Source organism: Serratia sp. HNCC26DJ244 (genome assembly GCF_057180565.1).
In genome coordinates this window covers 293,006-313,321 of sequence record NZ_JBXUGO010000002.1, presented here as the reverse complement: position 1 = coordinate 313,321, position 20,316 = coordinate 293,006, and the positions used below count along the sequence as shown (strand labels likewise).

The 20,316-nt window shown below is 48.1% G+C and carries 19 protein-coding genes, 1 tRNA gene and 1 other annotated feature; of the genes, 7 read left to right on the top strand and 13 right to left on the bottom strand.

Annotated elements, in window-relative coordinates; genetic code table 11:
- Positions 1-146: 146 nt before the first annotated feature.
- A complete protein-coding gene (locus AC2A06_RS02980; RefSeq protein WP_484379296.1) occupies positions 147-1,232 on the bottom strand; it encodes a 4-oxalomesaconate tautomerase in 1,086 nt (361 codons plus the stop codon).
- Positions 1,233-1,498: 266 nt separating this feature from the next.
- Here AC2A06_RS02980 and AC2A06_RS02975 point away from each other — a divergent pair, with 266 nt between their 5' ends.
- From AC2A06_RS02975 to pheA, 3 genes are all read left to right on the top strand, one after another.
- Positions 1,499-2,443: a LysR family transcriptional regulator gene (locus AC2A06_RS02975; protein WP_484379295.1), complete on the top strand. Its 945-nt coding sequence runs from the start codon at positions 1,499-1,501 to the stop codon at positions 2,441-2,443.
- Between the two features lie 443 nt (positions 2,444-2,886).
- Positions 2,887-3,228 (top strand): ribosome-associated translation inhibitor RaiA, encoded by a 342-nt coding sequence (gene raiA, locus AC2A06_RS02970; RefSeq protein WP_484379294.1) that lies wholly within the window; start codon positions 2,887-2,889, stop codon positions 3,226-3,228.
- Positions 3,229-3,353: 125 nt separating this feature from the next.
- Positions 3,354-3,479 (top strand) — a sequence feature (Phe leader region).
- A gap of 135 nt (positions 3,480-3,614) precedes the next feature.
- Positions 3,615-4,772: a bifunctional chorismate mutase/prephenate dehydratase gene (gene pheA, locus AC2A06_RS02965; RefSeq protein WP_484379314.1), complete on the top strand. Its 1,158-nt coding sequence runs from the start codon at positions 3,615-3,617 to the stop codon at positions 4,770-4,772.
- A gap of 57 nt (positions 4,773-4,829) precedes the next feature.
- On the opposite strand, the gene tyrA is transcribed toward pheA, so the two are convergent.
- Complete coding sequence (gene tyrA, locus AC2A06_RS02960; RefSeq protein ID WP_484379293.1) at positions 4,830-5,951, bottom strand: bifunctional chorismate mutase/prephenate dehydrogenase; 1,122 nt, start codon at positions 5,949-5,951, stop codon at positions 4,830-4,832.
- 6 nt (positions 5,952-5,957) lie between these two features.
- On the bottom strand, positions 5,958-7,031 hold the full coding sequence (locus AC2A06_RS02955) for a 3-deoxy-7-phosphoheptulonate synthase (protein ID WP_484379292.1): 1,074 nt from the start codon (positions 7,029-7,031) through the stop codon (positions 5,958-5,960).
- 676 nt (positions 7,032-7,707) lie between these two features.
- Between AC2A06_RS02955 and AC2A06_RS02950 the strand changes: the two genes are divergently transcribed.
- Positions 7,708-9,054, top strand: a complete 1,347-nt coding sequence (locus AC2A06_RS02950) for an anaerobic C4-dicarboxylate transporter (RefSeq protein ID WP_023489796.1) — start codon at positions 7,708-7,710, stop codon at positions 9,052-9,054.
- A gap of 248 nt (positions 9,055-9,302) precedes the next feature.
- Entirely contained in the window at positions 9,303-10,067 is a 765-nt protein-coding gene (locus AC2A06_RS02945) for a DUF481 domain-containing protein (protein ID WP_484379291.1), read from the top strand.
- A gap of 222 nt (positions 10,068-10,289) precedes the next feature.
- Here AC2A06_RS02945 and rplS read toward each other — a convergent pair whose 3' ends face one another.
- The 5 genes from rplS to ffh all read right to left on the bottom strand — a co-directional run bounded on the left by rplS (position 10,290) and on the right by ffh (position 13,903).
- Complete coding sequence (gene rplS, locus AC2A06_RS02940) at positions 10,290-10,637, bottom strand: 50S ribosomal protein L19 (protein ID WP_023492026.1); 348 nt, start codon at positions 10,635-10,637, stop codon at positions 10,290-10,292.
- A 77-nt stretch (positions 10,638-10,714) separates the two neighbouring features.
- A complete protein-coding gene (gene trmD, locus AC2A06_RS02935) occupies positions 10,715-11,458 on the bottom strand; it encodes a tRNA (guanosine(37)-N1)-methyltransferase TrmD (RefSeq protein ID WP_473195965.1) in 744 nt (247 codons plus the stop codon).
- A gap of 51 nt (positions 11,459-11,509) precedes the next feature.
- Entirely contained in the window at positions 11,510-12,058 is a 549-nt protein-coding gene (gene rimM / locus AC2A06_RS02930) for a ribosome maturation factor RimM (protein WP_023492024.1), read from the bottom strand.
- An 18-nt stretch (positions 12,059-12,076) separates the two neighbouring features.
- Positions 12,077-12,325 (bottom strand): 30S ribosomal protein S16, encoded by a 249-nt coding sequence (gene rpsP, locus AC2A06_RS02925; protein ID WP_004877236.1) that lies wholly within the window; start codon positions 12,323-12,325, stop codon positions 12,077-12,079.
- 216 nt (positions 12,326-12,541) lie between these two features.
- Positions 12,542-13,903: a signal recognition particle protein gene (gene ffh / locus AC2A06_RS02920; protein ID WP_023492023.1), complete on the bottom strand. Its 1,362-nt coding sequence runs from the start codon at positions 13,901-13,903 to the stop codon at positions 12,542-12,544.
- Between the two features lie 174 nt (positions 13,904-14,077).
- On the opposite strand from ffh, the gene AC2A06_RS02915 reads away from it, so the two are divergent.
- A complete protein-coding gene (locus tag AC2A06_RS02915) occupies positions 14,078-14,854 on the top strand; it encodes a cytochrome C assembly family protein (protein WP_473195967.1) in 777 nt (258 codons plus the stop codon).
- Positions 14,855-14,932: 78 nt separating this feature from the next.
- Positions 14,933-16,222 (top strand): HlyC/CorC family transporter, encoded by a 1,290-nt coding sequence (locus AC2A06_RS02910; RefSeq protein WP_023492021.1) that lies wholly within the window; start codon positions 14,933-14,935, stop codon positions 16,220-16,222.
- Between the two features lie 104 nt (positions 16,223-16,326).
- Here the strand turns inward: AC2A06_RS02910 and luxS are convergent, their stop codons facing one another.
- From luxS to AC2A06_RS02885, 5 genes are all read right to left on the bottom strand, one after another.
- Positions 16,327-16,842, bottom strand: a complete 516-nt coding sequence (luxS, locus tag AC2A06_RS02905; RefSeq protein ID WP_023492020.1) for an S-ribosylhomocysteine lyase — start codon at positions 16,840-16,842, stop codon at positions 16,327-16,329.
- Positions 16,843-17,009: 167 nt separating this feature from the next.
- Positions 17,010-18,572, bottom strand: a complete 1,563-nt coding sequence (gene gshA / locus AC2A06_RS02900) for a glutamate--cysteine ligase (RefSeq protein ID WP_484379290.1) — start codon at positions 18,570-18,572, stop codon at positions 17,010-17,012.
- A gap of 197 nt (positions 18,573-18,769) precedes the next feature.
- Positions 18,770-19,198: a YqaA family protein gene (locus AC2A06_RS02895; protein ID WP_484379289.1), complete on the bottom strand. Its 429-nt coding sequence runs from the start codon at positions 19,196-19,198 to the stop codon at positions 18,770-18,772.
- Complete coding sequence (gene yqaB / locus AC2A06_RS02890; protein WP_484379288.1) at positions 19,195-19,761, bottom strand: fructose-1-phosphate/6-phosphogluconate phosphatase; 567 nt, start codon at positions 19,759-19,761, stop codon at positions 19,195-19,197. Before yqaB ends, AC2A06_RS02895 begins: the two co-directional genes overlap by 4 nt.
- Before the next feature lie 376 nt (positions 19,762-20,137).
- Positions 20,138-20,214, bottom strand: a tRNA-Arg gene (locus tag AC2A06_RS02885).
- Positions 20,215-20,316 lie beyond the last annotated feature (102 nt).

Sequence of the window (20,316 nt, the reverse complement as noted above, 5' to 3'; positions counted from 1 at the left end):
GGCGTGCCGCCACTGAAGCGGTTGCTAAGCCGGTTGATGGGCGTTTGCAAAGTGCTTCGTGCAGATAGCGAACGGGTTAACCGATTGCCAAATATACGGATCGAACATCGGATACAGGGGCCCCTATATCGCGCTTTTTCGTGTGGTCAGGGGATAGGTACCATCACCTCCCCCCGCATAATCAAGCGTGCAGTACGCAGCAATGCCGCTTTTTCAACCCGTTGTGGATCATCCGCACTGAGCGCCAGATCGACAGAAAACTCCCCCGAGGGATGTTCAACAGACACCCGCTTGACCGCCCCTTCAGGCAGTTGGGCCACGCCATCCGCTACCGAGCCGGTTAATACACACGCCGTACCAACCGTTACCGCCGCCAGCACACCTATCGCGTCGTGGCAGACATGGGGAATGAAACAACGGGTCGCAATACTCCCCCCATTGACTGGCGGGGCAATCAGACACATTTTGGGATAGGTTTTTTGTGCCACGTCGCCCAACCCCATCAAATAGCCACAATGCAGGCGCAGCGCCTCTAGGCGTGTTTTCAGCTCGATATCCGCATTAAGGTCAGCCACCGACTCGCGGCCTGTGCGGCCAACATCAGCCGCACGCATGATCACCAGCGGCATCCCGTTATCAATACAGGTCACATCAAGCCGCCCCATTCCGGGGAGTTCAATCGAATCCATTACATTGCCGGTCGGCAACAACTCGGCACACACCGAACCTGCGGTATCGAGAAAGTTAATGGTGATGGGAGCCGCCGTCCCTGGGACGCCGTCAATACGGACATGACCTTCATACGCCACCTGTCCATTGGGCGTTTGTACGGTAATGTCGCACTGCATGTCGGTGTTCAGTGTCAATACACGGAAAGTGCTGGTCTCCCCCTGAGGGCTGACTAATCCGGTCTCCAATGCAAAAGGCACCACGGCGGCAAGCATATTGCCGCAGTTAGGAGAGGTATCAACAATCGGCTTATCCGGGACGACTTGTGCAAAAAGAAATGTGAGATCAATGCCCGGTGTTGTGCCTTTGCCAACAATGCCGACTTTACTGGTCAGCGGGTTGCCCCCCCCTAAACCGTCGATCTGGCGACGATCCGGTGAGCCCATTACCGCAAGCAGGATACGGTCACGCTGTTTGGGATCGGTGGGCAAATCCGCTTCGTTAAAAAAAGGACCGCGTGATGTTCCGCCACGCATAAAGAGGGTTGAGATAGGCTTTTGCATAACATCTTTTCCCTTGAGTCGATGACTGATAACACAGCGTTTTGAAACTATCGGCTGCGGAATAACGCACTGATACGCAGCAATGAGGTTATGGCCCAGTGGTGCATAGGGTCATTATTCAGTGTGTAAACAACTTGTAAAATAGGCATTTCAAACTATTAGATATGCTATTTTGAGATAGCGTGACCGAGAGCACAGCAAACGACATCGTCATGCAATTGCAGGAAAAGTGCGGCCAGTGCTAGAGTGACAAAAGGAGCATCAGTATGGATCTGAAACAAATCGAGTATTTCGTCCATGTTGCCGAGTTAGGCAGCTTTACCAAAGCCGCCGTCATGCTGGACATTGCCCAGTCCGCCATCAGCCGCCAGATCCGCCAACTCGAAGTTGAACTGCAACAGTCTTTGTTACTGCGCAATGGGCGTGGTGTCACCATGACCGAAGCAGGGAAAGCCTTGCTGGAGCATGGGCTCGGGATACTTCACCAGGTCGAACGTACCCGCGAGATCGTTAGCAAAGCTAAAGGTGCGCTATCTGGGCACGTTGTTGTCGGCCTACCGCCAAGCCTGTCACGCCTGCTGACGGTTCCGTTAACACGGGCGTTCCACCAGAAAATGCCACATGCTTCACTGGCTATTTGTGAAGGGTTGTCGAGCAATATGCAGGAATCACTGCGTAATGGCCGTATGGATATCGCTCTGTTATACACCCCCACACCGACCACCGAAATCGACATCATTCCGATCAGCAATGAGCCGCTCTATTTGATCGAACGCGCCACGTCTACTCAATCGGATGATGTCGTATCGCTTACGGCACTGGCAGATAAACCGCTGGTGATCCCTTCCAAGCCACATTCCATTCGGATGCTGGTTGAATCTGCACTGGCAGAGCAAGGCTACCACCCGAATATCGCACTGGAAATCGACAGCGTCCCAGCCATTCTGGAACTGGTCTGTGATGGCCTAGGTTGCGCGGTATTATCGCAAATGGCATTGGTACGCTTTGAAAAAGCAGAGCTGCTGCATATGCGGCAGATTGGCTCTCCCCCCCTCACAACCCGACTGGCGCTTGCCACCAGTGCCCGCCGAGCCATGACACTCACTCAACATGCCATGCTTGATCTGATCCAAACACTGATGCAACGTGTGACTTGCCAGCACGACATAGAGGGAACCCCCGCACTAAACGGGGCAATTAGCGTCCGTTAACACCACGAATCGCCGTGATGCGAAACTCGAACGCAACAGTCGGGCAGGATTACTTCACCGAAAGATAGAAAAGATAGAGGTGTGTTTGCAGCTCTGCGGGTGGCGTAACGCGAGGGTCATTGACATATTGCTCAAACATGGAGAAGTCTGCTGGTTCCACCTCACCGTTGGGCAACCAGCCTGAAAACAGCCACGTCAAGCATCACAGCGAAATTTTACTCATAAAAACATAACATTAGATAAATTATGCGAGCCCTTAACCTATCGATAATGCGCGATTTTTTGCCGACACTCAAGTATCAGATAGCGATTTTATCTGTTAAATCACAGATTGAGTTAACTTTGCAAAAAGCGACAAAAATATAAGACTTTTCTCACGCATTTCGTTGGAAAGCGCGGTATGCTGAATTTAACCAAGACGGAAAGACAGAGAGGTAAGTTATATGACAGTCAACATTACCAGCAAACAAATGGATATCACTTCCGCAATCCGTAGTCACGTCGAAGACCGTCTCAAAAAACTGGAAAAATGGCAGGCGCAGCTGATTAACCCCCATATTGTTCTCTCTAAAGAACCGCAGGGGTTTGCAGTAGACGCAACAATTACTACACCTAATGGCCCATTGGTTGCCAGTGCCAAACATGAAGATATGTATGCTGCCATTAACGAACTGATTACCAAACTTGAGCGTCAGTTGAACAAAGTACAACACAAAAGCGAAGCTCGCCGAGCCTCTGCCAGTGTAAAAGATCTCGCTCCGGAAGTGATCCCGGAAGAGAAGTAAACCCAATAAGTAGCCGCTTACTATCGAACGCGCCTCCGGGCGCGTTTTTTGTCTCGCAGTTTTTATTGACAGAGAGAAAAGCCAACGGTTACTTTAAACACTCAATCACACACCTTTGAGATAATGATGAGCCATAACCTGTTCCTCTTCGCATTCTTTTTTACCTTCCCATGAATGGGGGGCTTTTCGTCATATGAGAAAAAGTGCGAAGACGAATAACAAAGCCCCCTGATACTGGGGGCTTTTTTTATGGTGCTTTTTTTTATGGTGCTTTTTTTATAGTTACTTGGCAAAAAATTGCAACCCTGCCCTAGTTCACGCCTCTAGGAGTTATGTGGGGTCGTGGGAACATGAACTCAGCGATAGAATACAAGGCAAAACTGACTATGACTGACAACCCGTTACTGGTACTACGTGAGCGAATCAGCGCTCTAGATATGAAATTACTGGCTCTACTGGCAGAACGCCGGGAACTGGCCATTGAAGTGGGTAAAACCAAACTACATTCACACCGCCCGATCCGTGATAAAGAACGGGAGCGCGATCTACTGAACGCGCTGGTAAGCGCGGCAAAACCTTATGATTTAGACGGTTTCTATATTACCCGCCTGTTCCAGCTGATCATCGAAGATTCCGTACTGACTCAACAAGCCTTGCTGCAACATCAACTAAACCAAATTAGCCAAGACTCAGTACGTATTGCCTTTTTAGGACCCAAAGGCTCCTACTCACATTTGGCAGCTCGCCAATATGCAGCCCGCCATTTCGATCAACTAATAGAATGTGGTTGTCAAAAATTTCAGGACATTTTCACTCAGGTAGAAACGGGGCAAGCTGACTACGCTATTGTGCCAATCGAAAATACCAGTTCAGGCTCTATCAATGATGTGTACGACCTATTGCAACATACCAGCCTATCAATCATCGGTGAGCTCACATTGCCTATTGATCACTGCGTATTAGTGTCAGGAACGACGACTCTACAACAGATAGAAGTTGTCTACAGCCACCCCCAACCTTTCCAGCAATGTAGCCATTTTATTAATCACTACCCTCAGTGGAAGATTGAGTATTGCGAAAGCACTGCGGCAGCGATGGAAAAAGTCGCCAAGCTGAACTCGCCAACGATCGCCGCATTGGGTAGCGAAGCCGGTGGGGCATTGTATAACCTGCAAGTCCTTGAGCATAATCTGGCCAACCAAAAACAGAACATTACCCGTTTCATTGTCCTGGCACGTAAAGCGATTGATGTTTCTGAGCAAGTGCCAGCCAAAACTACGCTGATTATGGCCACTGGCCAACAGTCTGGCGCATTGGTTGAAGCCTTATTGGTGCTGCGTGACAACAACATCATCATGACTAAATTGGAGTCTCGCCCAATCAATGGCAACCCGTGGGAAGAGATGTTTTATATTGATGTGCAAGCTAACTTGCGTTCTGCAACGATGGAAAAAGCGCTGAAAGACCTGGCACCACTCACCCGCTCGTTGAAAGTATTAGGGTGCTATCCCAGTGAAAATATTGTACCGGTTAATCCTGCTTAACTCATGACACTGGGCTAGGGTTCAGTTTTACCGAACACTAGCCCTTTCATTAATATTCTACTGACGATTATCACTCGCCTGACGCAATAGTGAACGGCTCTCAACCAGGAAACGCTGAGCATAATCACCAAACCATTGCTCTACTTTGCAAAAGCTTTGGATAAATGCCTGTTTATCCCCTTGCTCCAATAGCTTAATCGCCTCACCAAACCGCTGGTAGTAACGTTTGATCAAGTGGATATTCTCATCCGACGACATAATGATATCGGCATATAACTGTGGATCCTGAGCAAATAATCGCCCCACCATGGCCAGCTCCAAGCGATAGATAGGCGAAGAGAGTGCCAGCAACGACTCCAATTGCACATTTTCTTCAGCCAGATGCAAACCATAAGCAAAAGTAGCAAAGTGACGCAACGCCTGAATAAAAGCCATGTTCTGGTCATGTTCAACCGCACTAATGCGGTGTAACCGAGCGCCCCAGACCTGCAGTTGCTCGAGTAACCACTGATAAGCCTCAGGTTGGCGACCATCACAATAGACCACGACCTGCTTCGCCACACTGCCAACATCCGGGCCAAACATCGGGTGTAAACCTACCACCGGGCCAGGGTGCACCGCCAACATCGCCTGCAATGGTCGGTTCTTCACCGAAGCTAAATCCACCAAAATGCAATCTTCCGGCAACGGAGGCAGTTGGTTTATGACCTGTTCTGTAACGTGAATAGGGACACTGACTATCACCATCCCAGCATCCGCCAGCAAGCTCCCTGCCTGCGGCCAATCTTCCCTATCCAGCACTTTGACTTGATAGCCAGACAACGTCAGTAACCGGTTGAACAAACGCCCCATCTGACCGTTGCCGCCAATAATCACGATTGGCCGCAACTGCGGACAGAGGGTTTTAAATCCCTTGTCATTTTCACTGGTATAAGACTCACGCATTACGCGGCGCAAGACATCTTCGATCAAATCGGGTGGAACACCGAGACCTTCCGCCTCTTTACGGCGAGAAGCCAACATTGCGGCTTCTCGTTCAGGAACATAAACCGGTAAGCCATAGCGACTTTTGACCTCACCCACGTCGGCCACCAGCTCTAGTCGTTTTGCTAACAGAGCTAACAACGCTTTATCTACTTCATCAATTTGATCGCGTAATACGGTCAGTTCAGCCACCATAAATCACTACTCTCCAATGCGTGACTTCAGCACAGTTCCCAGCTCGTGATGCATTTTCCGCAACAGAGTTTCGGTACTTTGCCAGTCAATACAGGCATCGGTCACCGAAACACCATAGCGCATATCTACCTTGGGTTGCTCTGAAGACTGGCTACCTTCATGTAAATTACTTTCCAGCATGATACCGGTAATCGAACGGTTACCTGCCTTGATCTGCTCAACAACCGACTCAGCAACCGTCGGCTGACGGCGGTAGTCTTTATTTGAGTTACCATGACTGCAATCTATCATTAAGGAAGGATGGAGTCCCGCATCGCGCATCTGTTTTTCACAAGCGGCAACATGCTCGGCACTGTAGTTGGGGGCTTTGCCGCCACGCAGGATCACATGACCATCTGGATTGCCTTGCGTTTGCAATAAACAAACCTGCCCAGCCTGGTTAATGCCGACAAAACGGTGTGCCATGGATGCAGCACGCATAGCATTGATTGCTGTGCCTAAACTGCCATCAGTTCCATTCTTGAAACCCACCGGCATCGAAAGACCAGAAGCCATTTCCCGGTGTGTCTGTGATTCGGTAGTACGGGCACCAATCGCTGACCAACTAAACAAATCACCCAAATATTGTGGGCTGTTAGGGTCCAACGCTTCAGTTGCCAATGGCAATCCCATACCAACTAAATCCAACAGCAGGCGACGGGCAATATGCAGCCCCTCTTCAACGTCAAAAGAACCATCCATATAGGGATCGTTAATCAGCCCTTTCCAGCCAACCGTGGTTCTTGGTTTTTCAAAATAGACACGCATAACAATATACAGTTGATCGCTCAATTCAGCCGACAGGGATTTTAGCCGACGAGCGTAATCCAGTGCCGCATCGGGATCATGGATCGAACAAGGTCCGCAAACGACGAGCAGGCGGTGGTCCTGCCCTTTAAGAATATTGGCAATAGTGCGACGAGCTGTAGCAATTTCATGCTCATCGCTCACACTGAGTGGAAACTGGTTCTTCAGCTCTTCCGGAGTAATGAGTACCTGTTCTGCCATAATATGTACGTTGTTGAGCGCGTCTTTTTGCATGATGCTATTCCCTATCATTTACCGTATGTTTGAGCGTAGTGAGATCATTAAGGATGATGTGCGACTACATTACCACATGGTGTAAAGATTTCAATCCATTTAGTGTAAATTAAATAATCCAGAATAAAATCTACTGAAGAACATCACTCTCGGTTAAAAATCGGCATTCAATAGGTTGTTTTTATTAAAAAAATAAACATCTTAAAGTCACCCAGCAGCTAAGCGAGTCACTATTTTCGTACACTTTAATTTACATCAATGTGTTTTGTACAAGTCATAGTATCCACCTAATGACTCCCCTGTTGTCACTGACAGAAACTTGAATAAGATTGGACATAGGGGTATACAAAAAACAATCTCCCATCTTAATTGCTGATTAAAAAACAATCTGAAGCGAATAAAATTAGCTCGCACGCCAATTAAACATTTGAAATACAATTGCAACACGATTGGCTAGCATTTATTTTTCATTCGTTATTTACCTCTATTTATCACTGAAAACTCCCCCCTCTTAGTGAATAAAAATTGCGGAATCTCACAGTTATCTCACGCCAAATGGATAACTATAACGCTAAAGCGCTCATACCTCTTTCTAGGGGGGCACACAGATAGAATCCGCATAGCCTAGGTTTTTTGGTCAGCGTTAGCAGTTCTTCATTTATTACAAGGGAAACACATGATCACTCTGGAATTTTCAGTCATTATTCTTTGCTTATTAGTCGGTACCCGATTTGGCGGTATGGGGCTAGGCTTAATAAGTGGGATTGGCTTATTCTTGCTTTGCTTTATATTTGGTTTGCAACCAGGTAAGCCTCCTGTTGATGTCATGCTAACCATTTTAGCGGTAATCGGTTGTGCTTCAGTATTGCAAACAGCTGGTGGCTTAAATGTCATGATGCAATACGCCGAACGACTACTGCGCCGCCATCCACAGCACATTACTCTACTCGCTCCCTTTACTACCTGGACACTGACGTTTCTCTGCGGTACCGGTCATGTGGTATACACCATGTTCCCGATCATTGCAGATATTGCCATTAAGAAAGGAATTCGTCCTGAACGCCCAATGGCTGTTGCCTCTGTCGCTTCCCAAATGGCCATCACGGCGTCCCCGGTTTCTGTTGCCGTTGTATCCTTAGTATCGATCATTGCTGCTGGGCATGGTATTGGCAAAGCCTATTCGTTGGTGGAAATACTTGCAATCTCTATCCCGGCATCACTGGTTGGTGTTCTGATGGCGGCATTATGGAGTCTGCGTCGCGGTAAAGATTTAGATAAAGACCCAGAGTTCCAGGAAAAAATCAAAGATCCTGAACAACGTGCCTATATTTACAGTGGTACCGAAACCTTACTTAACCAGACCTTCCCCAAGCAGGCTTACTGGTCAACGGTGATCTTCTTTGCTGCTATCGCTGTGGTTGTTATGCTGGGTGCCTTCACTGACTTACGCCCTTCCTTTGCAGATGCCAAAGGTGCTCTAAAACCGCTGTCAATGAATCTGGTGATCCAGATGATGATGCTGATAGCCGGTGCCATTATCCTGATAGGTTGTAAAGTCAAACCCGCGGAGATCGCTAATGGTGCCGTATTCAAAGCCGGAATGGTCGCTATTTTCTCCGTATTTGGTGTGGCGTGGATGAGTGATACATTCTTCCAGGCTCATATGGGTGATTTGAAGTTGCTGTTGGAAGATGTCGTCAAAAACCAACCGTGGACTTATGCCATCGTTCTATTCCTTGTTTCCAAGTTAGTTAACAGCCAGGCTGCCGCACTGACAGCCATTGCCCCAATGGCCTTACAATTAGGTGTTGACCCTAAAATGTTGTTGGCTTTTTTCCCAGCGGCTTATGGCTACTTCGTCTTACCAACTTACCCCAGCGACTTGGCATGTATCGGCTTTGACCGTTCAGGAACAACCCGCATCGGTAAATTTATCATCAACCACAGCTTTATTATCCCAGGTTTGATCGGTGTATTTTGCTCTTGTATCACCGGTTACCTTCTGGTCACGGCCTTCCTGTAATTACCTGCTTGACGGCAACGGAATATTTCCCGTTGCCGTTATGAGCAGGCTCTTCCCCGCCGTCCTCAAGCTACTGACCCATCACTGCTTTACTCTGCTAAAATCAAGACGTCATAGTAGAAGAAAAGTGAATAAGTAACGGTATAAAATAAAAAAATTAAGCTAACAGAGGCTGTTTTTGTCCTAGAGGGGAACCGATATAATGTGATCGTTATCACTTAATATCACTCTTAACAACTGGATCCAAAATGCTCTCTTCATGCGCTCGTCGCGCCATTCCATTATATTTTAGTTGCTTGACTGCCTTCACCAGTGTTTCTGTCTTTGCTGACAATACTCTTTTTACTGCGATGGACGACCCAGCCACTGCCAAGACACCCTTTGATGGCAATATTCAGGCTGGTTATAACGCGCAATCGGGCAACTCCCAGAACTCCGCGTTACTGGCCAATACCACGATGACTTGGTTTAACAATAATACCGCCTACAGTTTGTGGGGTTCAGCCAATAACACGACCTCTGCCAATGTACGCTCTTCTGAAAGATATCAAGCCAGTGGGCGTACTCGTTACAATCTAACCGACCGTAATTACATGTTTGGTCAGCTAGGCTGGCTAAATGATCGTTTTGCCGGTTATAACTCGCGCACCACAATCACCGGGGGTTATGGTCGTCAGATCTTTAACGACCCAATTCATGATTTGCGTCTCGAATTCGGCCCTGGTGTACGCCATGATGAATACCGTGCTGGTGGTCAAACGACTCGTGCATTAGCTTACGGTGCAGCCAACTATTCCTACAAACTGACTGATAATGCTCATCTGTCTGAAGGTATCTCTGCGCTGGCTAACGACCAAACCACGCTGAATTCGGAAACAGCACTCACGGTCGCTATAAACAGCGACTTCTCCTTACGGCTGGCCTATACGGTAAACTACAACAGCAAGCCACCCGCTTCTGCGCCTAAAAACACGGATACCGCCACCTCAATCACCTTAATGTACGGGTTATAACTTTCTCTTCTTTTTTGTCGTAAGTATTCGGTGGGAATTAAAAAGGAAAGGGGTTGGTATAAAGCCAACGCCTTTTTCTATAGACAAAAAAGCCCATAGTTCTCATTAGGGTATTGGTGTATGGAAGATCACTGACCAGCGGAGGACTGTATAAAAAAGGGGCTTACCATAACGATAAGCCCCTGATAGCTATTAACTTTTGGATGCAGCGTTAGCTGTATCTTAGTTAAGACGCTCTTTGATACGAGCAGACTTACCAGTACGCTCACGCAGGTAGTACAGTTTGGCTTTACGAACGGCACCACGACGCTTAACAGTAATGCTGTCGATTACTGGGGAGTGAGTCTGGAAAACACGCTCAACACCTTCGCCGTTGGAAATCTTACGAACAGTGAATGCAGAGTGCAGACCGCGGTTACGAATAGCGATAACCACGCCCTCAAATGCCTGCAGACGCTTTTTAGCACCTTCAACGACCCATACCTTGACTTCCACGGAATCACCCGGACGGAATGCAGGTACGTCTTGCTTCATCTGCTCTTGTTCAATTTGCTTAATAATGTTGCTCATAATATGTCTCTTACCCTAGGTAAACTGATATATCGGTCTCGTCGAGACAATACTCAGACGTTCCCTTCATGGTTCTGTTACTCGGCCAGATGTTCCCGTTGGAACTCTGCCAGTAACACCGCTTGCTCGTCAGTCAGAGCTAGGCTTTCTAGAAGTTCAGGTCTTCTAAGCCAGGTTCGGCCCAGCGACTGCTTTAAGCGCCAGCGACGTATCTCGGCATGGTTTCCCGACAGTAAAACTGCTGGAACCTCCATCCCTTCCAACACCTCTGGGCGGGTATAGTGTGGGCAGTCAAGCAACCCATCAGCAAAAGAGTCTTCTTCCGCTGATGCCTGATGGCCCAGAACACCCGGTATAAAACGGGCGACTGAATCAATCAGGATCATTGCTGGCAGTTCACCACCACTGAGAACGTAATCGCCGATTGACCATTCTTCGTCAATTTCGGTTTGGATCACCCGCTCGTCTATCCCTTCATAGCGACCACAAACCAGAATCATCTTCTGATTAGCCGCTAACTCGCACACGCCAGTTTGATCCAGCTTGCGCCCCTGAGGTGAAAGATAAATCACCTTTGCGCCCTCGCCTGCCGCTGCTTTTGCTGCAGTAATGGCTTCCCGTAAAGGTTGCACCATCATCAACATTCCTGGGCCACCGCCATAAGGGCGGTCATCCACGGTACGATGCCGATCGTGGGTGAAGTCTCGTGGACTCCAGCACTGCACACTCAGCAGGCCATTTTTTACTGCTCGGCTAGTGACCCCATAGTCGGTGATTGCACGGAACATCTCAGGAAACAGGCTAACAATACCAATAAACACCAGCCAATCCCCGTGTTGTTATTCCATCTGCTTCGGCCATTAAACCAAAGGTCAAAAACCAGGATCCCATTCAGCCTCGATGACCTTGGCTGCGAGATCGACTTTCTTGATAACCTGCCCATGAAGAAACGGAACTAACCGCTCCTTCATGCCGAATGCATCTTTCAGGTTTGCCTGCACGACCATCACGTCGTTTGAACCGGTTTCCATCATATCAACGACTTTACCCAGTTCGTATCCTGAAGTGGTGACTACCTGGCAGCCCATCAGGTCTTTCCAGTAGTAGTCATCTCCTTCCAGAGAAGGCAATTGCTCAGAATCTACAACGATTTCACAATTCGTCAGTAAATTCGCGGCATCCCGATCATCAACACCGTTGATTTTGATGATCAGATCCTGATTATGGCGCTTCCAGTCTTCCAACTCGACAAGCTGCCACTGACCCGAGCGCTGGATAAACCAAGGCTGATAGTCAAATATGTTTTCGGCATTCTCGGTGGATGAAAACACTCTGAGCCAACCTCGGATGCCGTAAGTAGAACCCATTTTGCCGAGTACAATCGGTTGCTGAGGAACCACCGGTTTGAGTTGCTTGCTCATTGCCACCACCGCAACAGATTACGCTGCTTTCTTAGCGTCTTTGATCAGCGCGCTAACGCGATCAGAAACAGTCGCACCCAGACCAATCCAGTGCTCAATACGATCCAGATCCAGACGCAGTGCTTCGGCCTGACCAGATGCGATTGGGTTGAAGAAACCTACGCGCTCAATGAAACGACCATCACGCGCATTGCGGCTGTCGGTCACGACTACTTGATAGAACGGACGCTTTTTAGCGCCGCCACGTGCCAAACGAATTGTTACCATAACATCCTCTTTAGTTAATAAAACAGCCGGGCCCCATTGAGGGACGGGGCCCGGTTGCAATATAAAAAGCTCGAAAATTTTACTCATTTTGGCGCAAAAAGCAATCTAAAGCGTAGATTACTCGGGATTACATTTTGCACTCTGGTTATTTTCAGACAGTTTTCACCGCTAACCAATAACCCGTAAACCGAGCCACATCACCGATGTGGCTCGGTTTTAACGGCCTGGAAAACCCGGAGGCATCATACCCTTCATGCCACGCATCATTTTCGCCATTCCGCCTTTCTTCATCTTTTTCATCATCCGCTGCATATCATCAAACTGTTTTAACAGACGGTTCACATCCTGCACTTGCATACCCGACCCCAGTGCAATACGGCGTTTACGTGAACCTTTGATGATTTCAGGCTTGGCCCGCTCTTTCAGCGTCATGGAGTTAATGATCGCCTCCATGCGTACCAATACTTTGTCGTCCATTTGTGATTTTACGTTGTCTGGCAACTGACCCGCACCCGGCAATTTGCTCAGCATGCTGGCCATTCCGCCCATATTACGCATCTGCTTCAATTGATCCAGGAAGTCGGTGAGGTCGAATCCATCACCTTGCTTCAACTTCTTCGCCAGTTTTTCGGCTTGTTCACGGTCAACCTTGCTTTCGATCTCTTCAATCAACGAAAGCACATCACCCATACCAAGAATGCGCGAAGCCACGCGATCCGGGTGGAAGGGCTCCAACGCATCGGTTTTTTCACCCACGCCCAAGAATTTAATCGGCTTACCGGTAATATGGCGAATCGATAATGCCGCACCACCACGAGCATCACCATCAACTTTGGTTAATACCACGCCTGTCAGCGCTAACGCCTCGTTAAACGCTTTGGCGGTATTGGCTGCATCCTGGCCGGTCATGGCATCGACAACAAACAGGGTTTCTACCGGGTTGAGCGCATCATGAACCTGTTTGATCTCGTCCATCATCGCTTCGTCAACGTGCAAACGACCAGCGGTATCGACGATCAAGACATCATAAAACTTCAGTTTAGCCTGTTGCAGCGCACGGTTAACAATATCGAGCGGTTTTTCTTTGACATCAGAAGGGAAGAAATCAATGCCCACACCTTCGGCCAAGGTTTCTAACTGACGGATCGCCGCGGGACGATAGACGTCGGCAGAAACAACCAGCACTTTTTTCTTCTGTTTTTCTTTCAGAAACTTACCAAGTTTGGCTACGCTGGTGGTTTTACCCGCCCCTTGCAACCCCGCCATCAACACCACTGCCGGTGGCTGTGCTGCCAGATTGAGTTCGGTGTTCACCTCCCCCATAGCAGCGATCAGTTCACTTTTGACAATCTTGACGAACTCTTGGCCAGGCGTCAGGCTTTTGTTGACTTCATGCCCTACAGCACTCTCTTTTACCCGGTTGATAAAGTCACGCACCACGGGCAATGCAACGTCTGCTTCCAGCAAAGCCATACGCACTTCACGCAGGGTATCTTTGATATTCTCTTCAGTCAGCCGCCCACGGCCACTAATATTGCGCAGAGTGCGCGACAGTCGATCAGTTAAATTTTCAAACATCGTCTCATGCTCAACGTAAGAGTCAGGCCGCAATGGCGAAATAATTGCGGCGATTATAACACGAAGTAGCGGCAATCTCTGCTACCGCATTGGAGATTGGTTGGAGTAGGGACGGCTCAACGCTATACTGGTATATTAAACAACCCGATAACTATGTAGATGCTCAATAACGCTATGCTCGTTTTCTCTATTGTGGCTTTGTTAGCCTACCTGCTCAGCCTTGGATTGATCATTCCCAGCTTGCTGCGGAAGAACAGTGCATACCGTCGGTTGGCCCTGGTTTCTGCCATAGTGGCGTTGGTCAGCCATGCCATTGCACTTCAGCAACATATTTTTGCTGTTAGCGCGGGGCAAAACCTCAGCCTGTTGAATATCAGTTCTATCGTCAGCTTGATCATCTGCTCGGTGATGACCTTGGTCGCCTCACGTGATCGTGGCTGGTTCCTGCTGCCCATTGTTTACAGCTTTGCGATGATTAACCTGGCCTTTGTCTGCTTTCTGCCAGGGGAATATATCACTCATCTGGAAGCCAGCCCGGAACTGATGGTCCATATCAGTCTGGCGCTATTCGCCTACGCGACATTGATTATCGCAACGCTTTACGCATTACAGTTGGCTTGGCTGGATTATTTGTTGAAGAACAAAAAACTCGGTTTTACTGCCGACATGCCACCCCTGATGAGCATTGAGCGAAAAATGTTCCACATCACACAAGTCGGTGTGGTACTGCTCACGTTGACGCTCTGTACTGGCTTGCTATATATGGATAATCTGTTTGACAAAGAAAACATCCATAAAACCGTACTATCAACCTTGGCCTGGTTAGTTTATATCGTCCTACTGTGGGGGCATTATCATAAGGGCTGGCGTGGTCGCCCTGTTGTCTGGTTCAGTATTGCTGGTTCTTTTCTGCTGACTTTAGCCTACTTCGGTAGCCGCTTAATCCAGTAATAGATGGTACACTAAGATCAATCCTCCCCAGTTATCTGGGGCTCTCTTTTCCGCTATAGCTATATAAGGAATACTGCGTTGGAGCATGTTTCGACAGGTACTCTCATCTTCATTCTAGTGATTATGATTGTGATTTCCGCTTATTTTTCAGCCTCCGAAACCGGCATGATGACGCTAAATCGCTATCGCCTACGCCATCAGTCCAAACAGGGTAACCATAGCGCACGCCGCGTAGAGAGACTGCTACAAAAACCGGACCGTTTGATCGGTTTGGTGTTGATTGGCAATAACCTGGTGAACATTCTCGCCTCCGCATTAGCCACTATTGTTGGCATGCGTTTGTACGGCGACATGGGGGTAGCAATTGCTACCGGTATCCTGACCTTTGCCGTATTACTGTTTGCCGAAGTACTACCAAAAACATTTGCCGCACTCTATCCCGAGCGAATCGCCTTCCCTAGCAGTTTTCTGCTGGAACCGATGCAAAAAGTCATGTTCCCCCTCGTGTGGTTACTCAATGGTATTACTACGCTGGTGCTGCGTCTTTTCGGCATCCATACCAATGTGCGAGCCAGTGGTGCCGTCAGTAAAGATGAATTACGCACCATTGTGAACGAATCACATTCACAGATTTCACGCCGTAATCAAGACATGCTTATTTCGGTACTGGACCTGGAAAAGGTCACCGTTGACGATATCATGGTGCCACGCAATGAGATTGTCGGCATTGATGTCAACGATGAGTGGAAGTCAATCATGCGCCAACTGACGCATTCACCGCATGGTCGCATTGTGCTGTACCGTGATTCGCTGGATGACTCCATTGGCATGTTGCGGGTACGTGAAGCCTACCGGCTGATGACCGAGAAAAAAGAGTTCAATAAAGAAAACCTGCTGCGCGCCGCTGATGAAATTTACTATGTGCCAGAAGGTACCCCGCTGAGTGTGCAGTTGGTAAAATTCCAGCGCAATAAAGAGAAGGTCGGTATCGTCGTTGATGAATATGGTGATATTCAGGGACTGGTGACGGTGGAAGATATTCTTGAAGAAATTGTTGGTGATTTCACCACTTCCATGTCACCCACCTTGGCAGAAGAAGTAAATCCACAAAGTGATGGCTCGGTACTGATCGATGGCACGGCCAACGTGCGAGAATTGAATAAAGCCTTCAATTGGACTCTGCCCGCCACGGAAGCCCGAACCATCAACGGTATGATCCTGGAAGAACTGGAAGATATCCCAAAGGTCGGCACGCGGGTACGCATCCACCACTATGATATCGATATTCTCGATGTACAGGATAATATGATTAAACAGGTGCGTGTTATCCCCATCAAGTCACTGCAATCCAGCGTACAAAAACAGTAAATCCCAAAGATATGAAAAGCGTGTCTCTGGGATAACTGTTTGAAATGAGTTAGTTTGCCACCAAGCTGCTTTTAACTGTGGTTAGTTACTTGAACATTGCCTGATTAGATATGGAGTGTTTGCAACTTCTCTGGTGATAACGCCAACACTTCATTGTGATTGACCACCACACCACTGTCGAGGATATGCTTGGCAATTTCCTGTGCTTCCTCCAACGAATGCATATGATAAGTACCGCACTGGAACTCATTCAACTCAGGAATTTTACGTTGGTCGGTCACCTTCAGCACATCGCTCATTGCTGCGGCCCAGGCTGCAGCTACACGCTGCTCTGGGGGGGTACCAATCAAACTCATATAGAAACCGGTACGGCACCCCATTGGCGAAATATCAATAATTTCGACACCATTACCGTTGAGATGATCGCGCATAAAGCCGGCAAACAGGTGCTCCAGCGTATGAATTCCACGCTCCGGCATCACTTCCTGATTCGGGCGACAAAACCGCAGATCGAATACGGTGATCGTATCGCCATGTGGGGTCTGCATGGTTTTAGCGATACGGACAGCCGGAGCTGCCATGCGGGTATGGTCTACAGTAAAGCTATCCAATAGTGGCATGTCATCACCTCTTGATAAAAAAACTATTTATTTTGAATTTTTTTTACTACCGATGAAACCTTTTGCAAATTGCCCTGTCTTAATTAACAGAAAGACGCGCATTTGTTATCATCATCCCTTAGTACCAGAGATGTATATTTGGCCACATTGATGTGGCCTTTTCTTTTTTAACCCCCACCGTTTGCCTTCAGAAACTCGTCAAAGGTCAATGTATCACCGGCTTCGATTTCATACTGACGTTGCCAGGAAGACTTCTGCTCCTGTTCCAGTTGTGCTTCAGTCAGGATTTCCAATGGCTCAGACACCAATATCTGGCGATATTGCTCCGCAAGATCTAAACCCACACGACCAATCCCTTCCGCTTTCATCATCTTCAGGATACGCGCAGAAAAGGTCAGTTCTGGATCATCAAAGGTAGCAACCAACTGCTCACACACCTGCTGATACTGTTGATTACCAGCTTCATTATCCAGCACTTCGGCAACGCGTTTCAGATCATAAAACAACGCTTTACCCACTTTATCCAAGGGTTGGCGACTATCATTACAACCGATACCAATAGTTTGCCCCGGTTTACGCCCTTCAAGAATCACCCGATTCCAGTTCTTGCGGGTACATTGCAACTCATCACTGCTCATTTCGGGGGCATCAGCTAAGGTGCACCATATCAAGAACAGATCGAGAAAACGCGCCTGTACCGCATCAACACCGATTGGTGAGAAGGGATTAATATCCAATGAACGCACTTCAATATATTCAACACCACCACGCAACAAGGCATCTGATGGTGTTTCACTGCCCTGGGTTACACGTTTTGGCCTGATTGGAGCATAAAACTCATTTTCAATCTGCAAGACGTTACTATTGAGTTGTAAATAGTGATCACCCTCTTTTACCCCTAACTCGGCGTACTCAGCCGAAGGGGTAGCAATAGCGCGCTTTAAACCTTGCACATAGCTTTGCAGGTCGTTAAAAGTAATGCCCAAATTGCTTTGCGACTTATTGGTATAACCCAGGTCACTCAAACGCAACGAAGTGGCATAAGGCAGATAACACATCCCGCGCCCATTACTCTCAAATGGCAAAGTGGTTTCCCGCCCCTGCAAAAATGAAGAACAGATTGCCGGTGAAGCACCAAACAGATAGGGGATCACCCAGCCAAAACGATAGTAATTGCGGATCAGCCTAAAATAACCAGACGATATTTGTTCTTTACCACTTTCAGCATCTTTAACGCCAGCCCATGCCTGCCAAAACTCCAGTGGTAAAGAGAAATTGTAATGGACACCGGAAATCGTCTGCATCAACGCCCCATAGCGCGTCTTCAGCCCTTCACGGTACAGCGTTTTCATCCGACCAATATTAGAGGTACCAAACTGAGCCAGCTCAATATCCTGCTCAGCATTGATAAAGCATGGCATACTCAGCGGCCACATACGTTCATCACCCAGTTTACGAGCGACATGACGATGAATATCACGCAAGAACAACAGTAAATGATCGAGATTATCATCCACTGGAGTAATGAACTCTAGTAGCGCCTCAGCAAAATCCGTCGTAATCCAATGGTGCGTGAGCGCCGCTCCCAGTTTTTCCGGATGAGGTGTCGTGGCAAGTTTGCCCTCTGCAGTAACCCGCAATGTTTCACGCTCAATACCGCGCAGGATCCCTTTTAATGCATGGGGATGCGCTTCCAACCAGGTAAGCGCTTGTGATACGTCTGGGATCAAATTGACCTCTCGTTTCTAAACTCGACAACTTGTCGGCATTCTGAACCTGCGTTTGAGGCAATCCCCTTCGCTATGCAAGCTATGGAGGCCACTTACGCATCCTTGTTATCTGGTTTACTAAGCTTTCTGGGCCCGCATTCAGTTCTGTTTACGGCACCTTGAGTAAACCTGACTATATATCCACTATATCCACTTGGCTATTGCCACCAGGCAATTCCCTGCAGCGTAATTATGGTAAGTATGATGTAACGCAATGCCTTTCCAACACACAGAAATAACGTAACAAGACCCCATGGCATACGCAACCAACCGGCTAACAAACACAACAAATCGCCCACCACGGGTAACCAACTGAGTAAAAGCGCCGCCGGACCAAACCGTTTCAACCAACCGAGTGACATTTCCGTCCCCCGCTGTGGCTTCAATACCGGCAACAGGCGCCCGATGATGACATTGGTCAACCCTCCTAGGGTATTTCCTAGCGTTGCAGCCAGCACCAACAGCGTTGGAGAAATCGTGCTGCTGGTCAATAGTGCGACCAATACGATCTCTGAATTGCCTGGCAACAGCGTCGCACTGAGGAAACTACTGCCAAACAAAGATAGCGTTGCCAGCGTACTACTCACAGCGTACGCACGTCCACTACCGCCATATTAGCGCTTCTTGCTGCCTGAATACCAAAATCAGCGTCTTCAAACACCACACAATGCTGTGGTAGCACCCCAATCAACTGAGCACAACGCAGGAAGGTATCAGGTTCTGGCTTATGGTGTTGGACATCATCAGCACCAACGATAGCATCAAAATAGTGGAGTAACCCTAAATGGCTCAGCAACATCGTTGCCATCCGGTGTTCACTGCCAGTACCTACCGCCATAGGACGGCGACCATGATAAGATTTCACCACCTCAATCAACGGCAATGGCCGCACGGTATCCAACAACATCCCCTCTGCTACACGATTTTTTTCCGCAGCAAGAGAGTGAGGATCGAGATCCCCCTGATGCGCTGTAATAATCGCCTGAGCGATACACCAAGTGGGTGAACCGTTCAATTTTACGATAGCCATTTCGTCATAGGTCATCCCATAGCGTGCAACTACTTCATGCCAGGCTTGGCGATGCGTTGATTCTGTATCCAAGATGGTGCCATCCATGTCGAAGATCAACCCTTGATAGCCGTCGTACATTGGGACTCCATAAACATAAGTGGAAAGGAGACTACTTTAGCGTAAAGCATGATGAGTGTCGCTGCCAGAGTGTAAGGGATGTCACTGTACAAAATGAGTTGTCACACAGGAGAGAGATAAATTGATGTAACGATGAACAGACTAAGAATGGAGGTAAAGCAACGTTATCCTCCTTTGTGCGACCTTTCAGATAGTATTTATCTGAAGGAGAACACACTTAGAGAGATGTTTATAAGATGGTGCATCCAGGAGGATTACTCAGCGCAAGCGCTTCGCCCTTCGGGCCGTTGCTGAAGCAACGTTATCCTCCTTTGTGAGACCTTTCAGATAGTATTTATCTGAAGGAGAACACGTACACAGAGGAATATTGATAAGATGGTGCATCCAGGAGGATTCGAACCTCCGACCGCTCGGTTCGTAGCCGAGTACTCTATCCAGCTGAGCTATGGATGCATAGAAACTATTTTTGATACCCCAAGGCCAATCTCAACAACTCGACCAGGCGGCTAAAATGGTGCATCGAGGAGGTGCCCTTTGGGCCGTTGCTTAAGCAAC